22 protein-coding genes are annotated in these 22,384 nt (G+C 57.9%); 7 read left to right on the top strand and 15 right to left on the bottom strand.

The genetic code is table 11. The annotated features are described in order from the left end of the window. Positions 1 to 3 precede the first annotated feature (3 nt). The 6 genes from cysG to I6L48_RS00305 all read left to right on the top strand — a co-directional run bounded on the left by cysG (position 4) and on the right by I6L48_RS00305 (position 7,845). Positions 4 to 1,422: a siroheme synthase CysG gene (gene cysG, locus I6L48_RS00330; protein ID WP_216987679.1), complete on the top strand. Its 1,419-nt coding sequence runs from the start codon at positions 4 to 6 to the stop codon at positions 1,420 to 1,422. Between the two features lie 104 nt (positions 1,423 to 1,526). Continuing rightward, complete coding sequence (cysD, locus tag I6L48_RS00325; protein WP_104454738.1) at positions 1,527 to 2,495, top strand: sulfate adenylyltransferase subunit CysD; 969 nt, start codon at positions 1,527 to 1,529, stop codon at positions 2,493 to 2,495. A gap of 24 nt (positions 2,496 to 2,519) precedes the next feature. Then, positions 2,520 to 3,947, top strand: coding sequence for a sulfate adenylyltransferase subunit CysN (gene cysN / locus I6L48_RS00320; RefSeq protein WP_216987678.1), 1,428 nt, complete (start codon positions 2,520 to 2,522; stop codon positions 3,945 to 3,947). A gap of 4 nt (positions 3,948 to 3,951) precedes the next feature. Next, a complete protein-coding gene (locus tag I6L48_RS00315) occupies positions 3,952 to 5,676 on the top strand; it encodes an SLC13 family permease (protein WP_042007068.1) in 1,725 nt (574 codons plus the stop codon). A gap of 345 nt (positions 5,677 to 6,021) precedes the next feature. After that, positions 6,022 to 6,615, top strand: a complete 594-nt coding sequence (cysC, locus tag I6L48_RS00310; protein ID WP_216987677.1) for an adenylyl-sulfate kinase — start codon at positions 6,022 to 6,024, stop codon at positions 6,613 to 6,615. Between the two features lie 189 nt (positions 6,616 to 6,804). After that, on the top strand, positions 6,805 to 7,845 hold the full coding sequence (locus tag I6L48_RS00305; RefSeq protein WP_216987676.1) for an IS481-like element ISAs19 family transposase: 1,041 nt from the start codon (positions 6,805 to 6,807) through the stop codon (positions 7,843 to 7,845). Positions 7,846 to 8,026: 181 nt separating this feature from the next. Here I6L48_RS00305 and I6L48_RS00300 read toward each other — a convergent pair whose 3' ends face one another. The 14 genes from I6L48_RS00300 to I6L48_RS00235 all read right to left on the bottom strand — a co-directional run bounded on the left by I6L48_RS00300 (position 8,027) and on the right by I6L48_RS00235 (position 21,207). Further along, positions 8,027 to 8,908 (bottom strand): hypothetical protein, encoded by an 882-nt coding sequence (locus tag I6L48_RS00300; protein ID WP_162726111.1) that lies wholly within the window; start codon positions 8,906 to 8,908, stop codon positions 8,027 to 8,029. A gap of 107 nt (positions 8,909 to 9,015) precedes the next feature. Then, the gene (locus I6L48_RS00295) at positions 9,016 to 9,969 is read right to left on the bottom strand and encodes a hypothetical protein (protein ID WP_113068947.1); all 954 of its coding nucleotides are present in this window, start codon (positions 9,967 to 9,969) and stop codon (positions 9,016 to 9,018) included. Between the two features lie 388 nt (positions 9,970 to 10,357). Next, positions 10,358 to 11,245, bottom strand: coding sequence for a S9 family peptidase (locus tag I6L48_RS00290; RefSeq protein WP_254203227.1), 888 nt, complete (start codon positions 11,243 to 11,245; stop codon positions 10,358 to 10,360). 283 nt (positions 11,246 to 11,528) lie between these two features. Next, positions 11,529 to 11,846 carry a hypothetical protein gene (locus I6L48_RS00285; RefSeq protein WP_162726109.1) on the bottom strand — a complete coding sequence of 106 codons (318 nt, stop codon included), beginning with the start codon at positions 11,844 to 11,846 and terminating at the stop codon, positions 11,529 to 11,531. 95 nt (positions 11,847 to 11,941) lie between these two features. Then, positions 11,942 to 12,289 (bottom strand): hypothetical protein, encoded by a 348-nt coding sequence (locus I6L48_RS00280; RefSeq protein WP_052815243.1) that lies wholly within the window; start codon positions 12,287 to 12,289, stop codon positions 11,942 to 11,944. A gap of 995 nt (positions 12,290 to 13,284) precedes the next feature. Continuing rightward, entirely contained in the window at positions 13,285 to 14,913 is a 1,629-nt protein-coding gene (locus I6L48_RS00275) for a PAS domain-containing methyl-accepting chemotaxis protein (protein ID WP_216987674.1), read from the bottom strand. Positions 14,914 to 15,150: 237 nt separating this feature from the next. Further along, entirely contained in the window at positions 15,151 to 15,999 is an 849-nt protein-coding gene (locus tag I6L48_RS00270) for a TIGR03899 family protein (protein WP_216987673.1), read from the bottom strand. Positions 16,000 to 16,120: 121 nt separating this feature from the next. Beyond that, positions 16,121 to 16,597 (bottom strand): DUF3299 domain-containing protein, encoded by a 477-nt coding sequence (locus I6L48_RS00265; RefSeq protein ID WP_216987672.1) that lies wholly within the window; start codon positions 16,595 to 16,597, stop codon positions 16,121 to 16,123. 31 nt (positions 16,598 to 16,628) lie between these two features. After that, positions 16,629 to 17,876 (bottom strand): ABC transporter permease, encoded by a 1,248-nt coding sequence (locus I6L48_RS00260; RefSeq protein WP_039040840.1) that lies wholly within the window; start codon positions 17,874 to 17,876, stop codon positions 16,629 to 16,631. 58 nt (positions 17,877 to 17,934) lie between these two features. Next, positions 17,935 to 18,621 carry an ABC transporter ATP-binding protein gene (locus I6L48_RS00255; protein WP_216987671.1) on the bottom strand — a complete coding sequence of 229 codons (687 nt, stop codon included), beginning with the start codon at positions 18,619 to 18,621 and terminating at the stop codon, positions 17,935 to 17,937. 4 nt (positions 18,622 to 18,625) lie between these two features. Next, the gene (locus I6L48_RS00250; RefSeq protein WP_183148895.1) at positions 18,626 to 19,210 is read right to left on the bottom strand and encodes a DUF2796 domain-containing protein; all 585 of its coding nucleotides are present in this window, start codon (positions 19,208 to 19,210) and stop codon (positions 18,626 to 18,628) included. A 36-nt stretch (positions 19,211 to 19,246) separates the two neighbouring features. Continuing rightward, positions 19,247 to 19,537 (bottom strand): hypothetical protein, encoded by a 291-nt coding sequence (locus tag I6L48_RS00245; RefSeq protein WP_128273883.1) that lies wholly within the window; start codon positions 19,535 to 19,537, stop codon positions 19,247 to 19,249. Between the two features lie 43 nt (positions 19,538 to 19,580). Then, entirely contained in the window at positions 19,581 to 20,123 is a 543-nt protein-coding gene (locus I6L48_RS00240) for a YtfJ family protein (RefSeq protein ID WP_010675585.1), read from the bottom strand. A gap of 205 nt (positions 20,124 to 20,328) precedes the next feature. Then, positions 20,329 to 21,207, bottom strand: a complete 879-nt coding sequence (locus I6L48_RS00235) for a hypothetical protein (protein ID WP_010675584.1) — start codon at positions 21,205 to 21,207, stop codon at positions 20,329 to 20,331. Between the two features lie 123 nt (positions 21,208 to 21,330). Here I6L48_RS00235 and I6L48_RS00230 point away from each other — a divergent pair, with 123 nt between their 5' ends. Beyond that, positions 21,331 to 21,681, top strand: coding sequence for a hypothetical protein (locus tag I6L48_RS00230; protein WP_216987670.1), 351 nt, complete (start codon positions 21,331 to 21,333; stop codon positions 21,679 to 21,681). A 25-nt stretch (positions 21,682 to 21,706) separates the two neighbouring features. Here I6L48_RS00230 and ppa read toward each other — a convergent pair whose 3' ends face one another. Beyond that, positions 21,707 to 22,237, bottom strand: coding sequence for an inorganic diphosphatase (gene ppa, locus I6L48_RS00225; RefSeq protein ID WP_005335667.1), 531 nt, complete (start codon positions 22,235 to 22,237; stop codon positions 21,707 to 21,709). Positions 22,238 to 22,384 lie beyond the last annotated feature (147 nt).

Raw genomic sequence — 22,384 nt, 5'->3', positions numbered from 1 at the left:
CTGATGGATTATTTACCTATGTTTGCCAGGTTGGAAGGCCGCCCGGTACTGCTGGTGGGCGGGGGCGAGGTTGCCCTGCGCAAGGCGCGCCTGCTGCTGGCGGCAGGTGCCCGGATCACCCTGGTCTCTCCCGCGCTCGAGCCCGAGTTCCATGAATTTGCCGGTCGCTTCACCCATGTGGCGGCGCGTTTCGACCCGGCCCACCTGGCAGGGCAGATCCTGGTGGTGGCCGCGACCGACGATCTCGAGGTCAACGCCCTGGTCTACCAGAGCGCCACCGAGCGCGGTCTGTTCGTCAACCTGGTGGATGACCCCGAGCGCTCCAGCTTTATCTTCCCCTCCATCATCGATCGCAGCCCCATCGTGGTGGCCGTCTCCAGCGGCGGCAAGGCCCCCGTGCTGGTGCGCCTGTTGCGCGAGCGGCTCGAGAGCCTGCTGCCCCGCCATCTTGGCGGTCTGGCGGAGCTCTCCGGCCGGGTGCGCCACCGGGCCAAGCAGGTGCTGGCCTCCCTCTCCGATCGCCGCCGCTTCTGGGAGCGCGCCTTTGCCTCCAACACCCTGGCCGGTCTGATTGAGAAAGCCGATTGGCAGGGGGCCGAGCAGTGGCTGAACGAGGGACTGGACAAAGCCGGTACCGAAGTGGGCGAAGTGGTGCTGGTGGGGGCGGGCCCGGGGGATCCTGGCCTGCTGACCCTCAAGGCGCTGCAACAGATCCAGCAGGCCGAAGTGGTGCTCTATGACCAGCTGGTCTCCCCCGAGATCCTGGACCTGGTGCGCCGCGACGCCACCCTGGTGTCGGTCGGCAAGAAGGCGGGTGCCCACAGCGTGCCCCAGGAAGAGACCAACCGGCTGCTGGTGGAATACGCCCGCGCGGGCAACCGGGTGGTGCGCCTCAAAGGGGGCGATCCCTTCATGTTCGGCCGTGGTGGCGAGGAGCTGGAAGTGCTGGCCGAGGAGGGCATTCCCTTCTCCGTGGTGCCCGGCATCACCGCCGCCGCCGGTGCCACCGCCTATGCGGGCATTCCGCTCACCCACCGCGACCATGCCCAGAGCGCCGTCTTCATCACCGGCCACTGCCAGAAGGAGGGCAAGGAGCCCGACTGGCAGCAGCTTGCGGCCACCAACCAGACCCTGGTCATCTACATGGGGCTGATGCGCTCCGAGCATATCCAGCAGCAACTGGTAAGCCATGGCCGACGCGCCGCCACCCCCATCGCCATCATCGAGCGGGGCACCACGGCCCGTCAGCGGGTGCTGACCGGCACCTTGGCGGATCTGGCCGAACTGGCCCAGCAGGCGGTGAGCCCGTCGCTTATCGTCATCGGTGAAGTGGTGGCCCTGCGCCAGCAACTCGCCTGGTTTGGCGAACAGGGGCAGGAGGCAGAAAGCGGCCACGAGCTCAAGCTGGTGAGCCTGGCCTGAGAGGCGAGACCCGAATCGATTTGACGGTGCGGCCAAGGCGGCACCGAACTGAACCAGAACCGCGCCCCGAGCAGGTGCGATAGCAATGAACCGAGGACCCAGACATGGACCGTGAAAGACTGACCCAACTGCAGCCATCCGATGCACAAAGCATCCGTGCAGGTGTCACCCGCGAGCGACTGACTCACCTGCAGCAACTGGAAGCCGAGAGCATCCATATCATCCGCGAGGTGGCCGCCGAATTTGAAAACCCGGTGATGATGTACTCCATCGGCAAGGACTCCTCCGTCATGCTGCACCTGGCCCGCAAGGCCTTCTACCCGGGCAAGATCCCCTTCCCCCTGCTCCACGTGGACACCAACTGGAAGTTCAAGGAGATGATCAAGTTCCGGGACGAGACCGCCAAGAAGTACGGGCTGGATCTCATCGTCCACAAGAACCCGGATGGTCTGGCCATGGACATCAACCCCTTCGTGCACGGCAGCAGCAAGCACACCGACATCATGAAGACCGAGGGGCTCAAGCAGGCGCTCAACAAATACGGCTTCGATGCCGCCTTCGGTGGTGCCCGTCGCGACGAGGAGAAATCCCGCGCCAAGGAGCGCGTCTACTCCTTCCGCGACAAGTCCCACCGCTGGGATCCGAAGAACCAGCGCCCGGAGCTGTGGCGCGTCTACAACAGCCAGGTCAACAAGGGGGAGAGCATCCGTGTCTTCCCGCTCTCCAACTGGACCGAGCTGGACATCTGGCAATACATCTATCTCGAGAACATCGATATAGTCCCGCTCTACTTCGCGGCCATGCGCCCCGTGGTGGATCGCGGCGGCATCAAGATCATGGTGGATGACGATCGCATGCCCATCGGCCCGGAAGACGAAGTGAAGCAGGAGCTGGTGCGCTTCCGTACCCTCGGCTGCTACCCGCTGACCGGGGCCATCGAATCCAATGCCACCACCCTGCCGGAGATCATCGAAGAGATGCTGATCACCACCTCGAGCGAGCGGCAAGGGCGGCTCATCGACCACGATCAGGCAGGCTCCATGGAGCAGAAGAAGCGTCAGGGCTATTTCTAAAAAAATGTTCTAAGGAATCGCAACATGAACAACCACATTCAGACCGCCATCAGCGAACAGGGCATTGAAGCCTACCTGCACGCCCAGCAGCACAAGAGCCTGCTGCGTTTTCTCACCTGCGGCAGCGTGGACGACGGCAAGAGCACCCTCATCGGCCGCCTGCTGCACGACTCCCAGCAAATCTATGAAGATCAACTGAAGGCACTGGAGTCCGACAGCCAGAAGCTCGGCACCACCGGCGAGAAGCTGGACCTGGCCCTGCTGGTGGACGGCCTGCAGGCGGAGCGCGAGCAGGGCATCACCATCGACGTGGCCTACCGCTATTTCTCCACCGCCAAGCGCAAATTCATCATCTCGGACACCCCGGGCCATGAGCAGTACACCCGCAACATGGCCACCGGCGCCTCCACCTGCGATCTGGCCATCATCCTGATCGATGCCCGCAAAGGGGTGCTGGATCAGACCCGCCGCCACAGCTTTATCGCGAGCCTGCTCGGCATCAAGCAGTTCGTGGTGGCAGTGAACAAGATGGACCTGGTGGAGTTCAGCCAGGAGGTGTTCGAGCGCATCAGCTTGGAGTACCGCGAATTCGCCAAGAAACTCAGCGTCGACACCATCCACATCGTGCCGGTCTCGGCCCTGGACGGTGACAACGTGGTGAACCAAAGCGACAAGCTGGCCTGGTATCAGGGCGAGACCCTGCTCTCCTTGCTGGAGTCCGCCGAAGTGGAGCGCGAGCTGGAGCGTCATCCGGTGCGCCTGCCGGTGCAGTACGTGAACCGCCCCAACCTCGATTTTCGCGGCTTCGCTGGTACCCTGGCCTCCGGCATCCTGCGGGTGGGCGACAAGCTTGCCGTGCTGCCGTCCGGCAAAGAGAGCACGGTGACCCGCATCGTCACCTTCGACGGGGATCTGGAGTACGCCCTGCCGGGTCAGGCCATCACGGTCACCTTCGCGGATGAAATCGACATCAGCCGGGGCGACCTGCTGGTGGACGCGGCGAACAAGCCCCAGGTGACCCAGAACGTGCTGGCTCACATCGTCTGGATGGGGGAAGAGTCCCTGCAACCGGGCCGGGTCTATGACGTCAAGCTGGCCACCAAGAAGAGCCGTGGCCAGGTGGAGGCCATCCGCCACCGCATCGAGATCAACAAGCTCGACGAGCTGCCCGCCTCCGAGCTCAAGCTCAACGAGATCGGCCTGTGCGAATTCAGCCTGACCGACCCGGTGGCGTTCGACCCCTACCAGGAGATCCGCGATACCGGCAGCTTCATCCTCATCGACCGGCTGACCAACGTCACCGTGGGTGCCGGCATGATAGTGGAAGGGCTGGCGGCCAAGGCGGTGGCAGGGCAGTACAGCGAGTTCGAAGTGGAACTCAACGCCCTGGTGCGCAAGCACTTCCCCCACTGGCAGGCGCTGACCATCAGCAACGATTCCGGCAAGGAGTAAGCCCATGACCTGGCAACAATCCCTGGTGCTGGGTCTGCTGGCTGCCCTCGTCGCCCTGCTGATCCAGGGCAAACTCCGGCCGGCGCTGCTCTTCTCGGGCGCCGTGCTCATCACCTACCTGAGCGGCCTGGCGGACATCAACGCCGTGGTGGCGGGCTACACCAACAGCGCCCTGCTGACCCTGGTGTTGCTGCTGCTGGTGTCGCTCGCGGTGGAGAAGACCCGGGTCATGAGCTGGTTTGCCAACCTGGTGGGCACCGGCTCCTTCAACAAGGTGCTGGTGAAGGTGTGGTTTTCCACCGCCTTCCTATCGGCGTTCGTCAACAACACCGCCGTGGTGGCCTCCATGCTGGGGGCGGTCAAGCGCAACCCCAACCATGCGCCCTCCCGGCTGCTGTTGCCCATGTGCTTCGCGGCGACCTTTGGCGGCGTGCTGACCCTGATCGGCACCTCCACCAACCTCATCGTCAACAGCTTCCTCATCAAGATGGGGGCCAAGCCGCTCGGCATGTTCGACTTCTTCATGGTGGGGGCGGGGACCCTGCTGACCGGCCTCATCGCCGTGCTGCTGTTTGCCCGCCACCTGCCGGAGCAGGACACCGAGATGAGCCGGGAATCCGGCTATTTTCTCGAAGCCAAGGTGGGCCCCGGCTCGCCGATGGCCGGGCGCAGCGTCAAGGAGAACGGCCTGCGCAGCCTGAAAAGCCTCTATCTCGCCGAGATCATCCGGGGCAACCAGGTGATCTGCCCGGTGCAGCCGGAACACGAGCTGCACGAGGGGGACATGCTGCTGTTCTGTGGCGACGTGGAGAGCGTCGGCGTGTTGCAGGAGCTCAAGGGGCTGGATCTCTACGGCCAGCATCGCCTCAACGGCCAGCACCTGGTGGAGGTGATCGTCAGCCACAGCTCGCGCCTGGTGGGTCAGACCATCAAGGATGCGGAGTTTCGCACCCATTTCGATGCGGTGGTGCTGGCGGTGCGCCGGGGCGAGACCCAGCTCACCGGCGGCCTCGGCCAGATTGAACTGCACGCAGGGGACACATTGCTGCTGGCCCCAGGCCCCAAGTTTGCTGGCAACAAGTCCCTCTCCCGGGAGTTCGTGGTAGTGAGCGGGCTGGAGGCCTCCACCCGGCTCGATGCCACGCGCAGCGCCGCCGTGGTGGCGGGGTTCCTCGGGGTGCTGACCCTGTCTGTGCTCGATCTGGTGCCGCTCTTCAAGGGGCTGCTGGTGATGCTGGTGGTGCTGCTCTTCTCCCGCATCCTGACCCTGGACGAGATCCGCCGCCGCTTTCCCCTGGATATCTGGCTGGTGGTGGGCGGGGCGCTCGCCATCGCCGATCAGCTGGAGAAGAGCGGCCTGGCCAAGCTCATCGCCGACTGGCTGATGGGGGAGTTCAACGGGGCCAGTCCCTTTATCGCCTTCGTGGGGATCTATCTGTTTACCCTGGTGCTGACGGAGCTGATGAGCAACAACGCGGCGGCGGCCCTGGCCTTCCCCATGGGATTCCAGCTGGCGCTCAGCATGGACGTTTCGACCATGCCGTTCATTCTGGCGGTGCTGTTCGGGGCGAGCTCCAGCTTTATCCTGCCCTACGGCTACCAGACCAACCTGATGGTCTATGCGGCGGGCAACTACAAGATGCCGGATTACCTCAAGCTGGCCCTGCCGGTCTCCCTGGCCTACAGCATCGGGGTGATCGTCATGGTGCCCCTGCTGTTTCCGTTTTAATGTCTGATACCGGGGGATGTGTTAAGGGCTGCTTATGTTAACGCGGCTTTTATCAAGGCTGCTTATGATACAGGGGAGTGCCAGGGCACTGGTATCCAGGCGTGAGCGCCAATCAGGGGGGGTTGCATGCGCAATATCAGGGCATCAGCACCTTGCCGCCTCATCGCGAGGCGGCTCCCCGCTGTAGCGGACAGTTTTCAGTATTGCGGCGTGAGCGCCAATCAAGGAGTGTTGGATGAGCAATGCCATGGCATCAGCACGTTGTCGGCTGATAGTCCGAGGCGGCTCCCCGCGGTGCCGGACAGTTTAAGTTTTGAGGCGTGAGCGCCAATCAAGGAGTGTTGGATGAGCAATATCGTGTGGCATGCCCATGCCGTCGACAAACAGAGTCGGGCCGAGCAGAAGGGGCAAAAGCCGCTGGTGATCTGGTTTACCGGGCTCTCCGGGGCGGGTAAGTCCACCCTGGCGGGGGCGCTGGAGCAGGCGCTGGCCGCCTCGGGCAAGCACACCTATCTGCTGGATGGGGACAATGTGCGCCACGGCCTCTGTGGCGATCTCGGCTTCGATGACGCCGCCCGCCAGGAGAATATCCGCCGGGTCGGCGAAGTGGCAAAACTCATGGTGGATGCAGGGCTTATCGTGCTCACCGCCTTTATCTCGCCGTTCCGTGCCGAGCGACAACTGGTGCGCAATCTCGTGGGTGAAGGGGAGTTTGTCGAGGTGTTTGTGGATGCGCCGCTCGCAGTCTGTGAAGAGCGCGACCCCAAGGGGCTCTACAAAAAGGCGCGGGCAGGGGAGATCCGCAATTTTACCGGTATCGACTCCGCCTACGAGGCCCCCGAGCAACCGGAGATCCATCTGCTGAATGCCGGAAAACCAGTTGAAGTGCTGGTGGAGGAGTTGCTGACTGCGCTAAGGCTGCGGGGGTTGATCGATTGATGCCCATTTTATCCGCCGATCATTCATAGCAGAGGGGGCCTTGGCCCCCTTGTTTATTGCTTGCCGGCTATTTCCCTTGTCTGTATGGAGATGGTATTCACCTGACAGTTGCCCACAAAAGGGAGTGGTCATACGGCTTCAAACCGGATAACAAAACGGTACCCCTACCGTGTTATCCGGAGTCACCGTATGACCACCAACGAGAAAGTAGCACGTCGTAAACTCAGCCTGCTAGAGCTCGCCAAAGAGCTCAATAACGTCAGCAAAGCCTGTAAGCTCATCGGCTACAGCCGCCAGCAGTTCTACGAGATCCGCCGTAACTACCAGACCTATGGCGCCGAGGGCTTGCTCGACAAACTCCCCGGCTGTAAAGGGGCGCATCCCAACCGGGTCGCTCCCGAGATTGAACAGGCCATCCTCGCTTACTCTCTCACCAGACCAACCCATGGCCCGCTGCGGGTCGCGCAAGAACTCGCTCTGCAAGGCATCAACGTCAGTGCGGGCGGTGTGCGTGGCGTGTGGCAACGTCACGATTTGCTCTCCAAACATGACCGCTTGTTGCGCCTCGAGAAAACCCATAGGGAGCAGACGATTGAGCTCAATGACGAGCAAATTCGCCTGCTCGAGCGCTTCAGCCCCGAGTTCCGCGAACGCCAGATAGATGTCCACTACACCGGGGAACTGGTGGCGGTCGACACCTTCTTCGTCGGTGCACTCAAGGGGGTGGGCAAGGTGTATCTGCAAACCGTGCTCGATTGCTACAGCCGCCACGCCTGGGGACGGCTCTACACCAGTAAGCTGCCGGTGACGTCGGTCCATGTACTCAACGAAACGGTGCTGCCGTTCTTCGAAGCCCATGAGGCACGGGTCTATACCATCTTGTCGGACAATGGGCGCGAGTTCTGCGGGCGCCCTGACCATCATCCCTACGAGCTGTTCCTGCAACTGGAGGGGATTGAGCACCGGACCACCAAGGTACGCAGGCCACAGAGCAACGGCTTTATCGAACGGTTGCATCGAACCTTGTTGGATGAACACTTCCGTATCAAAGGGAGGACAACCTGGTATGAGTCGGTGGAGCAGATGCAGACAGACCTGGACAGCTATCTGGATCACTACAACAACCAGCGACCACATCAGGGCAGGATGATGGAAGGACAAACGCCCTACAGCATGTTCAAGAAGGGTCTGAAATTGATACCGAAGGAAGTGCGCACTAAAGTAGCGTAAACAAGACACCGGTTTGAGGCCGGTTGTTGTCAGTGGTGAAAAACTGAATGGGGGCGTTATATGATACTCAAAAGGGGAAATATTCTCTGACTAATGCTGAGCTCAGTTGCAAAAATACCTGGCACTATATTTTGCTAAGAGAAATTCGTGACAGGTATTTTCGTAAAATTGTAGCGGCTTGTTATAAATCATTGTTTGACTTTAGCACTAATAAATACTTGGAACCAAATCCAGAAGTTTTTTTCATTGGTTCATTAGGTTCCAGAATATCAATCAACTCTTTAGCTAATTCGTTTGAGTTATCATTTCTTGATTGTTCTGTCATTGTTGAATTAAGAGTGTTACATATCCAATTTCTTATGGCTTGAGTAGAAGTCAATTTATATGATATTGGACTTCCAATGGTCATATTGTATAAGTGATATGCAAAGAAATAATTGTTTATGCTTGATATACATTCCTTGTAAGAATTCTTTTTGGAGAAGTAATTGCTTTTATCAAAGATCTCAACTTTCCCTTTTTTAGATTTGTTTGTTTTTATTGGAGCTAAGTTGTCCGCTGAGACATAAAATGTTTCATATCTTCCGGAATCTGTTTGATAAAAGAAAGCGAATGTTCCTATAGATGAATAAATAGCATTGTTTAATAGATCCTGAGGAGGCTGAAAGGCACCAACACCGTGGATTATTGGGCGTTTAGCAAGTAGATACCACTGTTCATAGTTAGCCATAAATTGACTGTTAAAAGATGGTATTACATGAGTTCTTTCAGATTTTGCTTGTAAATATGTTAACCTTGCTTCTCGAGTTTTAGATGAGAAAACTATTATCATCAAATCACTAAGCTCACACCTAGCATTTTTACGAGCATTTATACCATCGCCAGTAAATCTTACTTGATTTTTTGTACCATGATATTCCTCTATGTAAAATTTATTTGCGGCTCCCATTAATGAATCTTTCATGGCCCTAAATAATGGGATTTCATTACCCTTTAAGCCTGATGTTTTACTTTTAAACAATGAATCATACCGTTTAGCAAACTTTACTGCTTCAGTATTCAATGTTGTATCCTTGATTTATAAAGATCCTGCTAATAGGCAGGAAAAAGCTCAGTTTTTGACTGTCCAGCGAACGAAGTGAGCGACAGGTGAGCGTATTTTTATATTTACTATTCACCGGGCTTCGGGAAAGGTGATTCATGGTTGACATCTATCATGTCAAGATTGGTTATTTTGAAATTGGCATATACTTTATCAGTTTGTTTACTTTGGTTGATTTCTGGCTTGCCGTAGACGAACACGAAGGCTTGTTTGCTGCCAGAAACTATTTTTGTAAGTCTAGTTGAGACGAGCTTTTTGATTTTGTATGAATCGATTAAACTGTCGAAAATAATAATTGTTGCATCTAGCATTTTTTGGCCAAACTTTAATTTCTTTTTGAATTTTATTCTGTAGCCTTGATTTGAGCTGAGCCGATCAATATATGCCCAACCGTAATAGATGACAGGATATTCTGGCAATTTTTCTAGATCTTGTTCCCAGATGCATTTCATTATTGATTTGTAGGCAACATCTTTCCCAAGTACGTTAACCCTTCTTGAGTGTAGGGATCCATCTTTCTCATATCTGATGCGGCGACTAACTACAGATCTGACAGAGTATATTTTGCTGGAGTGCCCGATTTCCCTCAGTCTTTCCTCAAGGCTGCCGCCTTTGTACATTAATTGTTTTTTTGCATTTTTGGCCTCAGGGCTTCCAGGAAGTCGCTCGTCGTAATATGAGCTGGGACGATTAATAATAAATTCATCGACGATAGAGCTGTCGATGGATGCTTTTTCTTTATCCTTACTTTTTAGTAATGTGTAATTTATTGTATAGTCGATGCCGCGAGCAACTTCACAGGTCTTTGCATGATTTTTTCCATAAATTCTGAAATGAGGAATGACCCTCATGTTTTGTGTATCTTTATCTATGTTGCAGCAGGTGACTTGAGCTGTGCAGTCAGTGCCCGGGCAAAGGAATGCTTGTTTATCCGCTATTAGGCCTGCCCAATAGAGATCGTATGCCTTGTCTGGGTCTACATAGTCATCTACTTCAATGCTATATGCGACGTCAAGTGACATGCATTACTCCTGTAAGCATAAGAGTGGTTAGATGGAGGGCGGTACTAACACGTTAATTCCGCCTTCCATCTAACTCCGGTTCACCCTGATAAAGGGCATGAGAAATGACATTTTAAATAAATGAATTACATGCCAGCCTTTGAAGTTGAACGTGTTTACTGGACTTCCTCTCTTTGACGCAACTATTACCACCGAATATAGAAACAGTAAGGGGGTCGACCAAGAAAAGCACCGACAATGCTACCGACCCTGAATTCTAGTCTTCAGTTTGTTACGTTTTCTCTGTGGTGTGGCTCTGGTCTGACTCATAGCTGACTGCGGCAAGAGGTGAATTAACAAACTGCTATCACGGTATAAATAGGGCATTTACCAGCCAGTCTAGCTTCAATCAGTTGCCGCTGGATGTATTGGCTGGGTTACCTAGCTTCGACCTTAACCATATATTTATATCGCGGATAACCTCTTTGCGCAGGCTTTTCCCGTCGCTGTCTTTCAACCCGTGATCGAGTGCTTCGTAACGCCGATACTCGATATTATTCTTCCCGAATTCTTCAAGGCGCTGCATCATTTCATCTGTTTTTTGCGGTGATACCGAAGTATCCATTCCCCCCTGCACGACCAGCAAAGGAGACTTTACCTTTTTAAGGATATCAAGCTGATCGATGGAGAGCATCTGCTGCCACCAATGATAGCCATGTCCGCTCACATCAAGCTCAAAGGGTTCGTTGTTAAGCATATGCTCGGCAAACCCTTTAAAACCGTCGATCTCTTTTCTCGCCGCTTCGGGGTTTTTATGCTTTACCGCGATGCTGTGTGAGACGTCATCGATAAACCAGCGGCCACCGCCATTAAAGGCGATGGTGGCATCGATAGAGTCAATATCTGCACTCACCAGGTTGGCGATAACGGCCCCTTCACTGCCGCCCAAGAGGATGAGCTTTTTGTATTGCCCGTCTTTTCGAACGATACCGAGCACAGTGTTGATATCCGCGACCCGCTGGGCAGGGCTGTCCTTTTCAAGGTACTGAGCAGGGCAATCCTTGCGTTCGGCATCTTTACTGTATTTTAATTTGCGATTGATGCCGTACTTTTCGATTAGCAAAACATCAGCTCCTGGCCAGACATTCTTATAGTCGGTGAGTATAGAGTCTATTTTCAACACACTATTGCAATCAGAGCCTTGCAGGATCAACAGCAGTGTATCTGTGTCATAGGAATGTGGAACCAAATAATACGAGATATGAGAGCTATCGTCTCTACTCGCTGTACGAGTCATGATATCTTTCGCGCTCACTGAGCATGTCAAAAGGAGCAAGAGTAAAGATATTGCCCGGATTTGCATTTTTCTTGACCTAATAGTGATGAGGAAATGGTGAGTGTCCCAATAGCTACCGAAGTATTCATTTTCCAGGAATGATATAAATAGCCACCAGTGACCGAATATAATATATAACTCATCGCCTCGATTTTACCCTGAAAGCCTAATGTTTCAGTTATGGTGGAAGACCTTGTGCACGTTTTCATGAAAAAATAATCAATTTAATTTTTTCGGGAAGAAATTAGTTCCCGATAGGAATTGATTTTTCATTTACATAAAGTGATTTAACATCGTTTTTGATAACATACCAGACGGTTGAACCAGAAGGCGCGTTCGCGAATAGTTTACCATTTATAAAAACCATCTCGTCTTTTAATACGAGTTCATCCTCACCAATGAAGGCATGCCCGCTCTCACCTGATAGCGTGATTTCCCTCTCCGAAGATGATGACGTGGATGAGCTGGAAGAGGCATGTTCTCCAGTTGATGTGGTGACAGACATGTCGTCACATGCGATTATAAAAAGTAAAGAAAGCATAATGGTGAAAATATGTTTCATAATCTATTCCTAACGCCAGGCTTTGGGGCGGCTGAAGCGCAGTGTAAATCGCCCCAGCCTGGCTGCTGTTGACAATATCATCTTGCTATAAGCGATTAACCACCAAATTCACGGCTAATAATTTGTGTGGGGACAACATTCTCTGGCAAGTCACTCGACATTTTTTGAGCAAGTTCACCAGCCAAACCAAACGCGTTGTCAATGGGGTCAACCTTTATTCCGCTTTCGACAGCCAACTCCAAAAACTTCTTGCCAATCTCATTGCAGGTATCAACCCAGTTTTTGGGCAGTTCCCCCATGGTGAGCTTGGGTTGACAGACCAGTTGAAATGTATTCTTTCCTTCTTGTATTTGAAATGCCACATCAACAAATTCACTTTTATATGGGTTGGCTAACGCACTTGAACTAAGTAAAAACACAGCACCAATAGAGGATTTTTTCATGACACGTCCTTGTGAATAGTAATGCCCACCAAGGGGCTGATAACATACAACCGCTAAACTCTGCGGCAACAAAAATAACCATTTAGGTCAATGGGAATGAAAACACCGAGCGATGACAGTTTCTTTTTACGCATCGATTGTGCATCCGTTTCGTGACCAGGTTCCCTCTGGCTTTTGACCTCATTGCCAATCAATATACTCTTGAGGTGGTCGTTCAATATCGATCATGTGTGCAGCAGAAAATAGAATTTCAACGCCAAAACCGAGAGGGACATCAACCTCATCAGGAGCAATACAACGTGGCTGGAAGTCCAGTCTGACTTTGGTTGCATCACCTATTTTTAGTTACCGTTCGACCCCATCCATCTTTATCCCACTCTGGTTCATGTGACCATGCTCGTCTGTTGGGCGCCGCTGCGCTCTGCACCAACCGGCAAAAAACACGCTACCGCCCCTGAATTTCAGCCTCCAGCCTGCTGCGCTTTCCCTGCGGTGTTGCTCCGGTCTGGTTCATGGCTGACTCCGACAAGAGGTGATCCCGATTGCCATGTTACCGAACGGAGCTGGTTAGGGAAGAGGGAGCGGGCGATTTCTCGGGTAAGATCAATAAATTGGGGGGCAGCGGGGCCTGCGGCAGGTTGGATAAGAGGGATCTCAAGGCGCAATGCTTTCCCGCTTCCCGCTTCCCGCTTCCCGCTTCCCGCTTCCCGCTCAACGCTCAAGGCCTAACGCCCAACATTCACGGTGTATGGATGGGGGAGTGAGGTCATTGCCCTGCCGAGGGCCATGCGGTGCAGCCGAGAGGGTCGGCCTGGCACGGGCGAGCAGGTGGTTGGGATGGGGCGAAAGAGCCGCGGGTTCAGTCGAGGACTCGAATGTGAAACCCGCTCAGACGCCCATGCACCACCCAAAAGAGGGGCCCGCTGCCGGTGACGGCAGGGGCCCGTTTTTATTGTTAACGCACGGTCTTTGGGTCTGGTTTGCTCCGTGAAGGCTTAGCGTGCCAGCAGGGGTTGGCCGCTGGTCAGGGCGGTGCTGGTTGGCCGGGTGGCGGGATGCTGCTGGAACTGGCGTACCAGCCGCTCCAGATCCCCGAGCTGCTTCACGAGGGCAATGATGCCCTGCACGGCGTGGCGGCTGCCCTGGCTGGAGTCGTCGGCCAGACGCTTGATGTCCAGCACGCTGTGGTGGATGTCCTGGGTGACCAGGGATTGCTCCTGCATTGCCTGGGCTATCTGGTTGCTGCCTGCGGTCACCTGCAACAGGCGTTCGCTTATCTGTTGCAGGATATCGCCGGTGGCGGCGGCCTTGAGGCGGCAACTGGCGGAGAGCTGTTCCCCTTGCGCCATGGCCTGCTGGGCATCGTCGGCGCTGGCCTGCAAGAGGCTTATCATCTGCTGGATCTCGCCGGTGGAGGATTGGGTCTTGATGGCGAGGGTGCGGATTTCGTCCGCCACCACCGAGAAGCCGCGACCGGACTCGCCCGCCCGGGCCGCCTCGATGGCCGCATTGAGGGCCAGCAGGTTAGTCTGGTTGGCGATGTTGTTGATGACATCCAGGATGCCGTCGATGGCGCGGCACTGGCTGGCCAGCGCCTCTATCACGGCGCGGGAGGTGAGCAGCTCGCCGTGAACCCCTTCCACCGCCGCCACGGTATCGAGCACGCTGCGATTGCCCTCCCGAAACAGCACGGCGGTGTTGTCCAGGCTGTCCGAGGAGGCGATCGAGCTGTGGGAGACCTCGCGAATGGACGCCGTCATCTCGGTGATGGCGGTCGCGACCTGGTTGGTCTGGGCCTGCTGTTGTTGCAGGTTGCCGGTGATGGACTCGGCATTGTTCAGATCCGTCTGCGCCGCCTGCACGATCTGCTGGCAGGTCTGCTGGGTGCGGGCCAGCACCGCATTGAACTCGGCCTGGTTCATCTTCATGGCGAGCTCGACGGCAGCCAGACGATCGACCCGACCGGTATACAGCAGTTGCATCAAGGGGTTGTCGAAACGGTGGCGGGCCAGGGTCTCCAGCCGGGCGAGGCGCCGGGAGAGGGTCTGGCAGATGACGAGCGCAACCACCAGGGGCAGGGCGCCGATGAGCAGAGGCCAGCCCGGGCCGTGCTGATAGCCGAGGGTGACCAGACTGGCCAGCAGCGCCATCAGGCAGAGGTGGATCCCCAGGGTGTGGCAGCAGGGGGGCAGGCGCAGGGCCCGGGGGGTCTTGCCGCGGCGCATCTCGTCATAGACCCGCTCCGCACGCTGCTTGATCGCGTCGTCCGGCGCCGTGCGCACCGACTGGTACTCCACCACCTTGCCGCTTGCGTCCTGAATGGGGGTGACGAAGGCGTTGACCCAGTAGTGATCCCCGTTCTTGCAGCGGTTCTTGACCGGGCCCATCCAGCTTTTGCCTTCCCGCAGATGGCGCCACATGTCGGCAAACGCCTGGGGCGGCATGTCGGGGTGGCGGACCAGGTTGTGGGGCGCCCCTTGCAGCTCCTCCAGGGTGAAGCCGGCTATCTGGCAGAACTCGTCGTTGGCATAGGTGATGCGGCTCTCCAGATCCGTGGTGGAAATCAGGTTCTGGTGCGACGGGTAGAGGCGCTCACGCTGGGTAACGGGTTGATTGACTCTCATGGTACTTCCTGCCTGACAGAGGAAAGAGAGTCTGGTTGCAATTCGTACACCAGAGTGCCCAAAAACGCTTAAATTGCGTTCTATATGTCTCTTTTGCGCTCAAAACCCGCAGAGGGGGGAGCATGGCCCGGGCTCGCGTCTGCCCCTGCCGCCAGGATTCGCTTTTTGGGAGCCGTTTTGGCAATGGCGGGGCGGGTTTCGCAATTTGGCAAGGCGGGGCCGGGGCCTCCGCCAGTCTCAGGCGGGCAGATCCGGCTCGCTGACCGGGGCCGGCATCTGGGTCTCTATCAGCAGGTGGGTGGAGAGCAGGGTCTTCAGATCCTGCAGGTACTCTTCCAGGGGGGGCTCGTCCAGCAGCAGGGCAAGCTCGTTGCCGATGGGGGTGAGCCGGTAATAGAGCAGGGTGAGGTTGCTCTGGCGTTGGCGCAGACGCCAGCGCTGGTTGCCAAAGGCCAGCTCGACCCCGTCGGCGGGCAGGGGACCGGATTCGAGCTCGCCACGGTGCAGCAGCCCGAGATCGCACAGCAGCAGTAGGGCGCTGTAGGGCACCCGGTATTTGCCGAGCCCCATCCGGGTGACCTTGGCGCGACTGAGCAGGCTGGCCCCCTTGTGCATGCCCAGCAGCAGACGCTGCTCGTCGCTGCCCTCGTAGTGACAGGAGAGGGCGCAGATGCGCTGGAACAGCTGGGCTTCGCGCTGGGTCATCTCCTTGAGGGTGTTGAGGGCACGGATGGAGAAGCGGCCCGGGGTCGCCACTTCCAGGGCGAAGATGCGGCCCCACAACTGCTGCATGGGGGTCATGCTGATGTCTTCGGCCAGTTGCAGGAAGCGGGTAAGCCAGTCGCTGTCTATCTCGCCGCCGGCGGCAGTCTCTTCGCAGTGGCGCGCGGCCATCACCATGATGGATTCCAGATTGCGCTGGCGGGTGGCCTGCTCCGCCAGCTGGCGGAAGGTGGCGCGCTGCTCGAAGGTGCTGTCGCTGTTGCGGGTGAGCATGCCATCGATGCCGCGGCTGCGGGCCAGGCGCAGGGTCTGCTCCTGGCTGCTCAGGATGGAACTCTCTTTCTTGGGGGGCAGGTCAGCCATGCTGGCTCCGTGATGGCAAGGTCTGGTAGTGAATGTTACTCCAACCAGATCCATGAACAATCCCTTTGCCGGGGTCGTCACGGGATAAAAAAATGGCCTCCCGGGGGAGGCCATCAGGGGCTCACTCTTCGTAGACGCTGACCTCGACCGCGTCCATGGAGTAGGAAGCGGTGGCCATCTCGTGGCTGGAGCTGACGGTGTGCATCTTGCCCTTGACCCAGATGGCGTCCCAGAGGTCATCCACCGGCGCCCCCTTGGGGTAGCTCACGTAGATCACCTGGTTGGTGGGCGGGGGCGGTACGTGAATGCAGGCGCCGAAGTAGGGGACCAGCAGGAAGGCGGTGACGGTCTTGGCATCCCCTTCCAGGGGCACCACGAACCCGGGGATCCGCACCTCCTGATTGTCCAGCTTCTTGTTGACGCCCCCCACCGGCTGCGGCACCGAGGAGAAGTCGCCGTCATGGCTGACCTGGGGCGGTGGCAGCAGTTTTTCCCCCTCCGGGATGAGGATATCCCAGTCGATGGTCTTGTAATCTACGGCCATGGCAGGCAGTACCAGCAGGCTGGCCAGCAGCGCCACTATTTTCCACTTCATCATCTGTTCTTCTCTCTTGGTCGGATGCGTCGGGTCAGACGCGAATGCTCATGCCGTCGCTCAGGCTGTAGCGGTAAGCGCGGGCGGCAGGCAGCAGCCCGATCACCATGCCCGCCAGCCAGACCAGGCCCAGCAGTTGCCACTCATAGGCGCTCGGCAGACCCAGGCTCATTTGCAGGCCATAGTGGCTGAGCAGCCAGGGGCTAGCAAGCCCCTGACCGAGATAGAGCGCGGCCACCCCGAGGGCGATGCCCGCCGTGGTGAGCGCCATCGCCTCCAGCGCCAGCAGCAGGAAGAGGTGGGCAGGGCCCGCCCCCAGGGAGCGCAGAATGGCGAGCTCGCGGCGCCGCTCGTTGAGGCCGGCGAGCAGGGTGGTCAGCATACCGATGAGGCCCGCCACCACCACGAAGCCCGCGATCACCGACAGGGCGGTCTCCGCCACGCTCATCAGCCCCCAGAGCTCCTGCAGGGCGGCCCCCGGCAGGATGGCCATCAGGGGCTCCCTGGGATAGGTGTTGACGCTGCGCTGCAACTGGAACGCCAGGATCCGGTTGCTCAGCCCCACCATGAAGGCGGTGATGGTCTTGGGGGTGAGATCCAGCGCCATCGCCTGTTCCGGGGTCACGTTCTTGCTGTGACGACCGGTGTCCCAGCCCAGGTGGATCGCCTCTATGCCCGCCAGCGGCACATGAATGGTGCGATCGATGGGGGTGCCGGTGGGGGCCAGGATCCCCACCACCTTGAACGGCATGTTGTCGTGCTGGCTGAACGAGGTGTTGCCGGCGCCATGGGCGATGACGATGGATTGATCCAGGTGATAGCCGAGCTTTTCGGCCACCTGGGCACCCAGCACCGCTTCAAACGGCGTTTCGAAGGGGCGACCTTCGCGCAGGACGAGCGCCTGCTGCTGGCCGTACTTCAGGTGGGTGAAGTAGTCCCCATTGGTGCCGAGCACGCGAAACCCCTTGTGGGAGTCGCCAAGGGAGAGGGGGATGGTCCAGGCGATACCGGGCCTGGCCTTGATGGCCTGGTAGGAGTCCCAGCCCACGTTGTTGGTGGGGTTGCCGATGCGAAACACCGAATAGAGCAGCAGGTTCACCTGGCCGGAGCGGGCGCCGACGATGAGATCGGTACCCGAGACGGTGTTGGCGAAGCTGTCCCGTGCCTGACTGCGCACCCGCTCCACCCCGAGCAGTAGGGTGACGCTGATGGCGACGGCCAGCAGGGTGAGCCCGGCGGTGAGGCGACGGGCCCAGAGACTTTGCAGGGCGAGTTTCAGCATGAAAGCCTCCGCAGTGAAGGGGAGATGGCCGGACGGGCTGCGAGATGATGGCGTGTGGTCATGCCGCCCTCCGGTTGAGCTGTTGCAGGTTCTCCACCCGGGGGAAGAGGGGCTCCAGATAGGGATCGTGACTGACGAAGACCAGGGTAGACCCCTGCTTGTCGCACTCCTCGAACAGCAGCCGGATGAAGGCGGCCCGGTTGTCGGTGTCCAGGGCCGAGGTGGGCTCGTCGGCGATCACCAGAGGAGGGGAGCCTATCAGGGCGCGGGCGGCGGCGACTCGCTGCTGCTGGCCGATGCTGAGGGCGTGGACGGGGCGATGGAGCGCCTCATCCGGCAGTTGCAGTTCTGCCAGCAGGCGGCGCGCCTCCTGCTCGGGGCTCCCTGTCAGGCGGGCCCGCTTGGCGGGTGAAAAGGTGAGGGCAGCGGTGACGTTGTCCTGCACCGAGAGAAACGGCAGCAGATTGAACTGCTGGAAGATGTACCCCAGATTGGCCGCCCGGAACTGGTCACGAGCGCGGCTGGAAAGCCGGGCCAGGGGCTGGCCCAGCACCTCCAGGCTGCCGTGGTTGGCGGTCTGGATACCGGCCAGCAACCCGAGCAGGGTGGACTTGCCACAACCCGATGGGCCCTTGATGAAGACGCGCTCACCCTCGTGGATGCGAAGGGCGGGCAGATCGAGGACGGCTTCGTGACCCGGCCAGGCAAAGGCCAGATCACGGATCTCAACCACGGCATGTTTCATGGTGTTACCAGCCCAGTTTGTTGGCGGACGGAGTCAGTTCGGCGGCAGTCTGGCCGGTGGGCAGTATGCCCTGCACGCTCAGCTTCTCCAGGCTCGGGTAGAGGCTGAACAGGGTGGCCTCGAGACCGGTGAGCTTGGCCGGGGTAGCGCAGGTGTAGGTGTACATGGCCCCCATGTCCGCATGGCCCGCGTCGTCGTGATGGTGTTCATCGTGAGCGCCATCAGCCTTGTCGTGCTCGTGCTCGTGCTCGTGCTCATGGTCATGATCTTCCTTGGCGGCCTGCAGCTCCTGCTGGGTCAGCTTGCAGCCGGCGGCCGGGTCGAAACGGAAGAGGGCGTCGGGCTGCTGGAGGCGGGCCACCGCCTTGGCATACTGCGCTTTCTCCTCATCGGTGTTGGCGGCATGCTCGAAGCCCACCAGATCGGCGGCAGGGGCCTGCAACTCGATCATCAGCTGGTTGCCGTCGAGTACCAGGTTGAGGTGGCCGTGACCGTGCTCATGGGCACCGTGGCTGTGGCTTTCGTGTTCGTCGTGATGGGCCTGGGCGCCGAAGGCGGCAGCGGCCAGCAACAGGGTGACTGCTTTCATCGTTAATCCTTTTGAATAAATAGAGAAAAGATTGGTTCAAAAAAAGAAACAATGAAGGGGCGGCGGGGCGCGGATACGGCGATGTCCCGTGGAGCCGATGGCCGCCCTCGGTTGGGGAGTGCCGATATACCGGTCGATGCCACAGGAGAGGGGAGGGAGAACGGGGGTCGGCGTCAGTGCCAGCTTGCCATCCAGATGCAGGACGCAGAGGGTGCAGGCATGACCGTGATCGGGCAGGGCCGCTTCAAGAGGGTGCTGTGCCAGCGCCGGTTGCATCCACAACCAGCCCAGCAGCAACACCCAGATTGTCAGTGTGGAACGACCCATAGACCCTTGTGGAAAGGGCGCCATCAGCGCCCTTCTCTCTGATTCAGAGATGGGACTGGATGAGCCCCATCACCTTGGTTATCTCGGCGGCATCGAGCTGGCCATCTTTGGCAAACAGCACCTTGCCCTCTTTATCCAGCAGTATGATGGCCGAACTTTCCGGGGTGAGCGCCCAGGCGTTGCGGGCCATCCCCTTGGCATCCAGCACCATGGCGGACCAAGGGAACTCTTTCTTGCTGTCCTCGGCACTGCTCTTCACGAAACCGGACGTGCCCCAAATGGCGTCATTGCTGTTGATGATGGTGACGGTCTGGTACTTGTCGTGGGGCAGCTTGGCCGCCTTGATCGCCTCGATCATGGGGGCATTGAGCTCCTTGGCGCTGGAGCGACCCGCGATGTGCTGGATCAGGAAGACCTTGCCGGTCAGGACCTTGCTCTGCCAGGGCTGATAGCTGATCTCCTTCTCCTTGAGCACCAGCTCCCCCTTGTCGCTGATGTTGACCAGCGGCACCTGGGTTGATTCCTTGATGTTGTGGGCCATGACCAGGGTTGGCAGCAGCGCCAGAGTAAGCACGAGATGTTTCATCCGGATGACACTCCTTTGTGATGTTATAACGATTTTTGGGTCGAGGGAATGGGACCCTGAACATCCTAAACTGATCGGATCTGTTTAAAAAGTGTTAAATAATGCAGGGTGCGACGGTGATCTTGTCAACATGGTCGCCATCCCCCCAATGACGGCGGCAAGGATGGCATGTCATCCATCAAAAGCAAGTGATGGTCAGAAGAGGCTAGTAGAGCGGTTCACTGATCAAGGGAATCTGGGCCATGGTCATCTGCTGGGCCAGCAGGGGAGAACCGGTGAGCAGCACGTGGCGCTGATTGCCGATTACCAGGGTGTCTCCCTCAAGGCCGCTGTCGGCCGTGATGGCGAGCCAGGCCGGCGAGACGCTGCCGATGCTGATGTTCGGATAGATGATGCTGAGACTGTACTGGGGCGCCAGCTCCGCCAGCAGACTGGCCATGAGCAGCGCCTTCTCGTCGCTGTCGGCCTTGTTGTCCTGCAGGGCCTGCAAGGGCGGAGCGAAGTGGTCCATCTGCTCGGGCGGGGTGGGGATGCCGCTCAGCCACTCCTGCAGCAGGGTGACGCTGGTGGCGAGATCCTTGGCCGAAAACTGCTGTGCCAGGGGTTTGAGGTCTCCCTTGAACTGATAGAACAGCTGGGAGTAGTTGGGGCGCACACAGGGCAGCTTCTGATTGGCCGGGTGCACGCAGGGCTGGACCCGCATCTCGTAGAAGGCGTCCTCCTGATATTGCCGGTAGGCCTGCCAGAACTGGGCGGATTCGAGGCTGCTGTCGTGCAGGGTAAAGGCCTGTTCCAGGTTGCGGAACTTGGTGGCCGTCTCCGGGCTGTGCTGGTTGATCTGGTTGATGCTGTTGTAGAGGCGCGGACTGATGTAGGAGTAGAGTGTTTCCAGCGGGAAGTTGAGGGCGGTGTCGAGCTGTGTCATCTCGTGACGGCTGGCTGAAAAGGTGCGCTCATCCGCCGTCAATTGCAGGTGCTTTTGCTGACCATCCGCAGATTGCCACTGCCAGCTCAGGTTGATCTCGTTGGCCTGCGCCATGGTGCCGAAGAGCAGACTGCACAGAAAGCCTTGTGCCAGTTTCATGGTGCGCCTCCGCCTGGGTTGATAATAAACAACTAGGTGAGTGACCGGCATTTGGATTGGTCTGGTGACAGATATATTGGTAATTATCTGATCTGACTTTAAATTTAATTCAGGAAATAAGTCATGGAGGAAATCATCATGAAGCTTGTTTCACGGTTTCTGCTGATATTGGTGGGCACGCCGGCGCTGGCGGGGCAGGTCATCGTCAATCAGGGATTGTCCAGCGCGGATACCTTCGCCCTGCGGGATCAGCTGGCCCGGGAGCATGAATGGCAGGAGTGGCTGCGCTTCCAGCAGGCCATCAAGTGGCTGGAGGTGCTGCCGGTCAACTGCGATCTGGTGGGAGGCGCCGGTCAGGAATATCGCTGCGGTGATGACTATTACCGCCCCTATCGGCAAAACGGGCGCGACCTCTATATCCAGGGGGATCCCCCCGGAGCGTCCCCGCAACGACCAATAAAAAAGGCGCCATAAGGCGCCTTTTTTGCGAGGAATACGCTTATTTTGCAGCGTAACGCTCGGCAGAGGTCTTGATCTCGGCTTCGGCAGCGGCCTTGTCGCCCCAACCTTCCACCTTGACCCACTTGCCCGCTTCCAGCTCTTTGTAGCGCTCGAAGAAGTGCTGGATCTGAGCTTTCAGCAACTCGGGCAGATCGTTCACATCCTGGATGTGATCGTACTGCTTGGTCAGCTTGGAGTGGGGAACGGCCACGATCTTGGCGTCTTCGCCTGATTCGTCGGTCATCTTCAGCACACCGACCGGGCGGCAGCGGATGACGGAGCCGGCCAGCAGTGGGTAGGGAGTAGGAACCAGCACGTCGACCGGATCCCCGTCCAGAGACAGGGTGGCGTTCACGTAACCGTAGTTGCACGGGTAGAACATCGGGGTGGACATGAAACGGTCAACGAAGATGGCGCCGCTGTCCTTGTCGACTTCGTATTTGATCGGGTCGGCGTTCTGCGGGATTTCGATGATGACGTAGATGTCGTCAGGCAGGCTCTTGCCGGCCGGTACCAGGTTCAGGCTCATGACGTTTCCTTTGAGTGTTGGAGTCAAGTTTGCAGGCCGACATTATAGCGATGTCCCGTCAAATGACCATATTTCAAGGGCCGGGTGGCGTGGCGGAGGGTGGCTTTTCCCCGCGCTTGCCCGATTTCTGTCGTCTGCGGGCGCGGA

The sequence above is a fragment of the Aeromonas sp. FDAARGOS 1418 genome (genome assembly GCF_019048585.1).
In the GTDB taxonomy this organism is placed as follows: Bacteria; Pseudomonadota; Gammaproteobacteria; order Enterobacterales; family Aeromonadaceae; genus Aeromonas; species Aeromonas caviae.
This window is presented reverse-complemented; position numbering and strand designations above follow the sequence as displayed.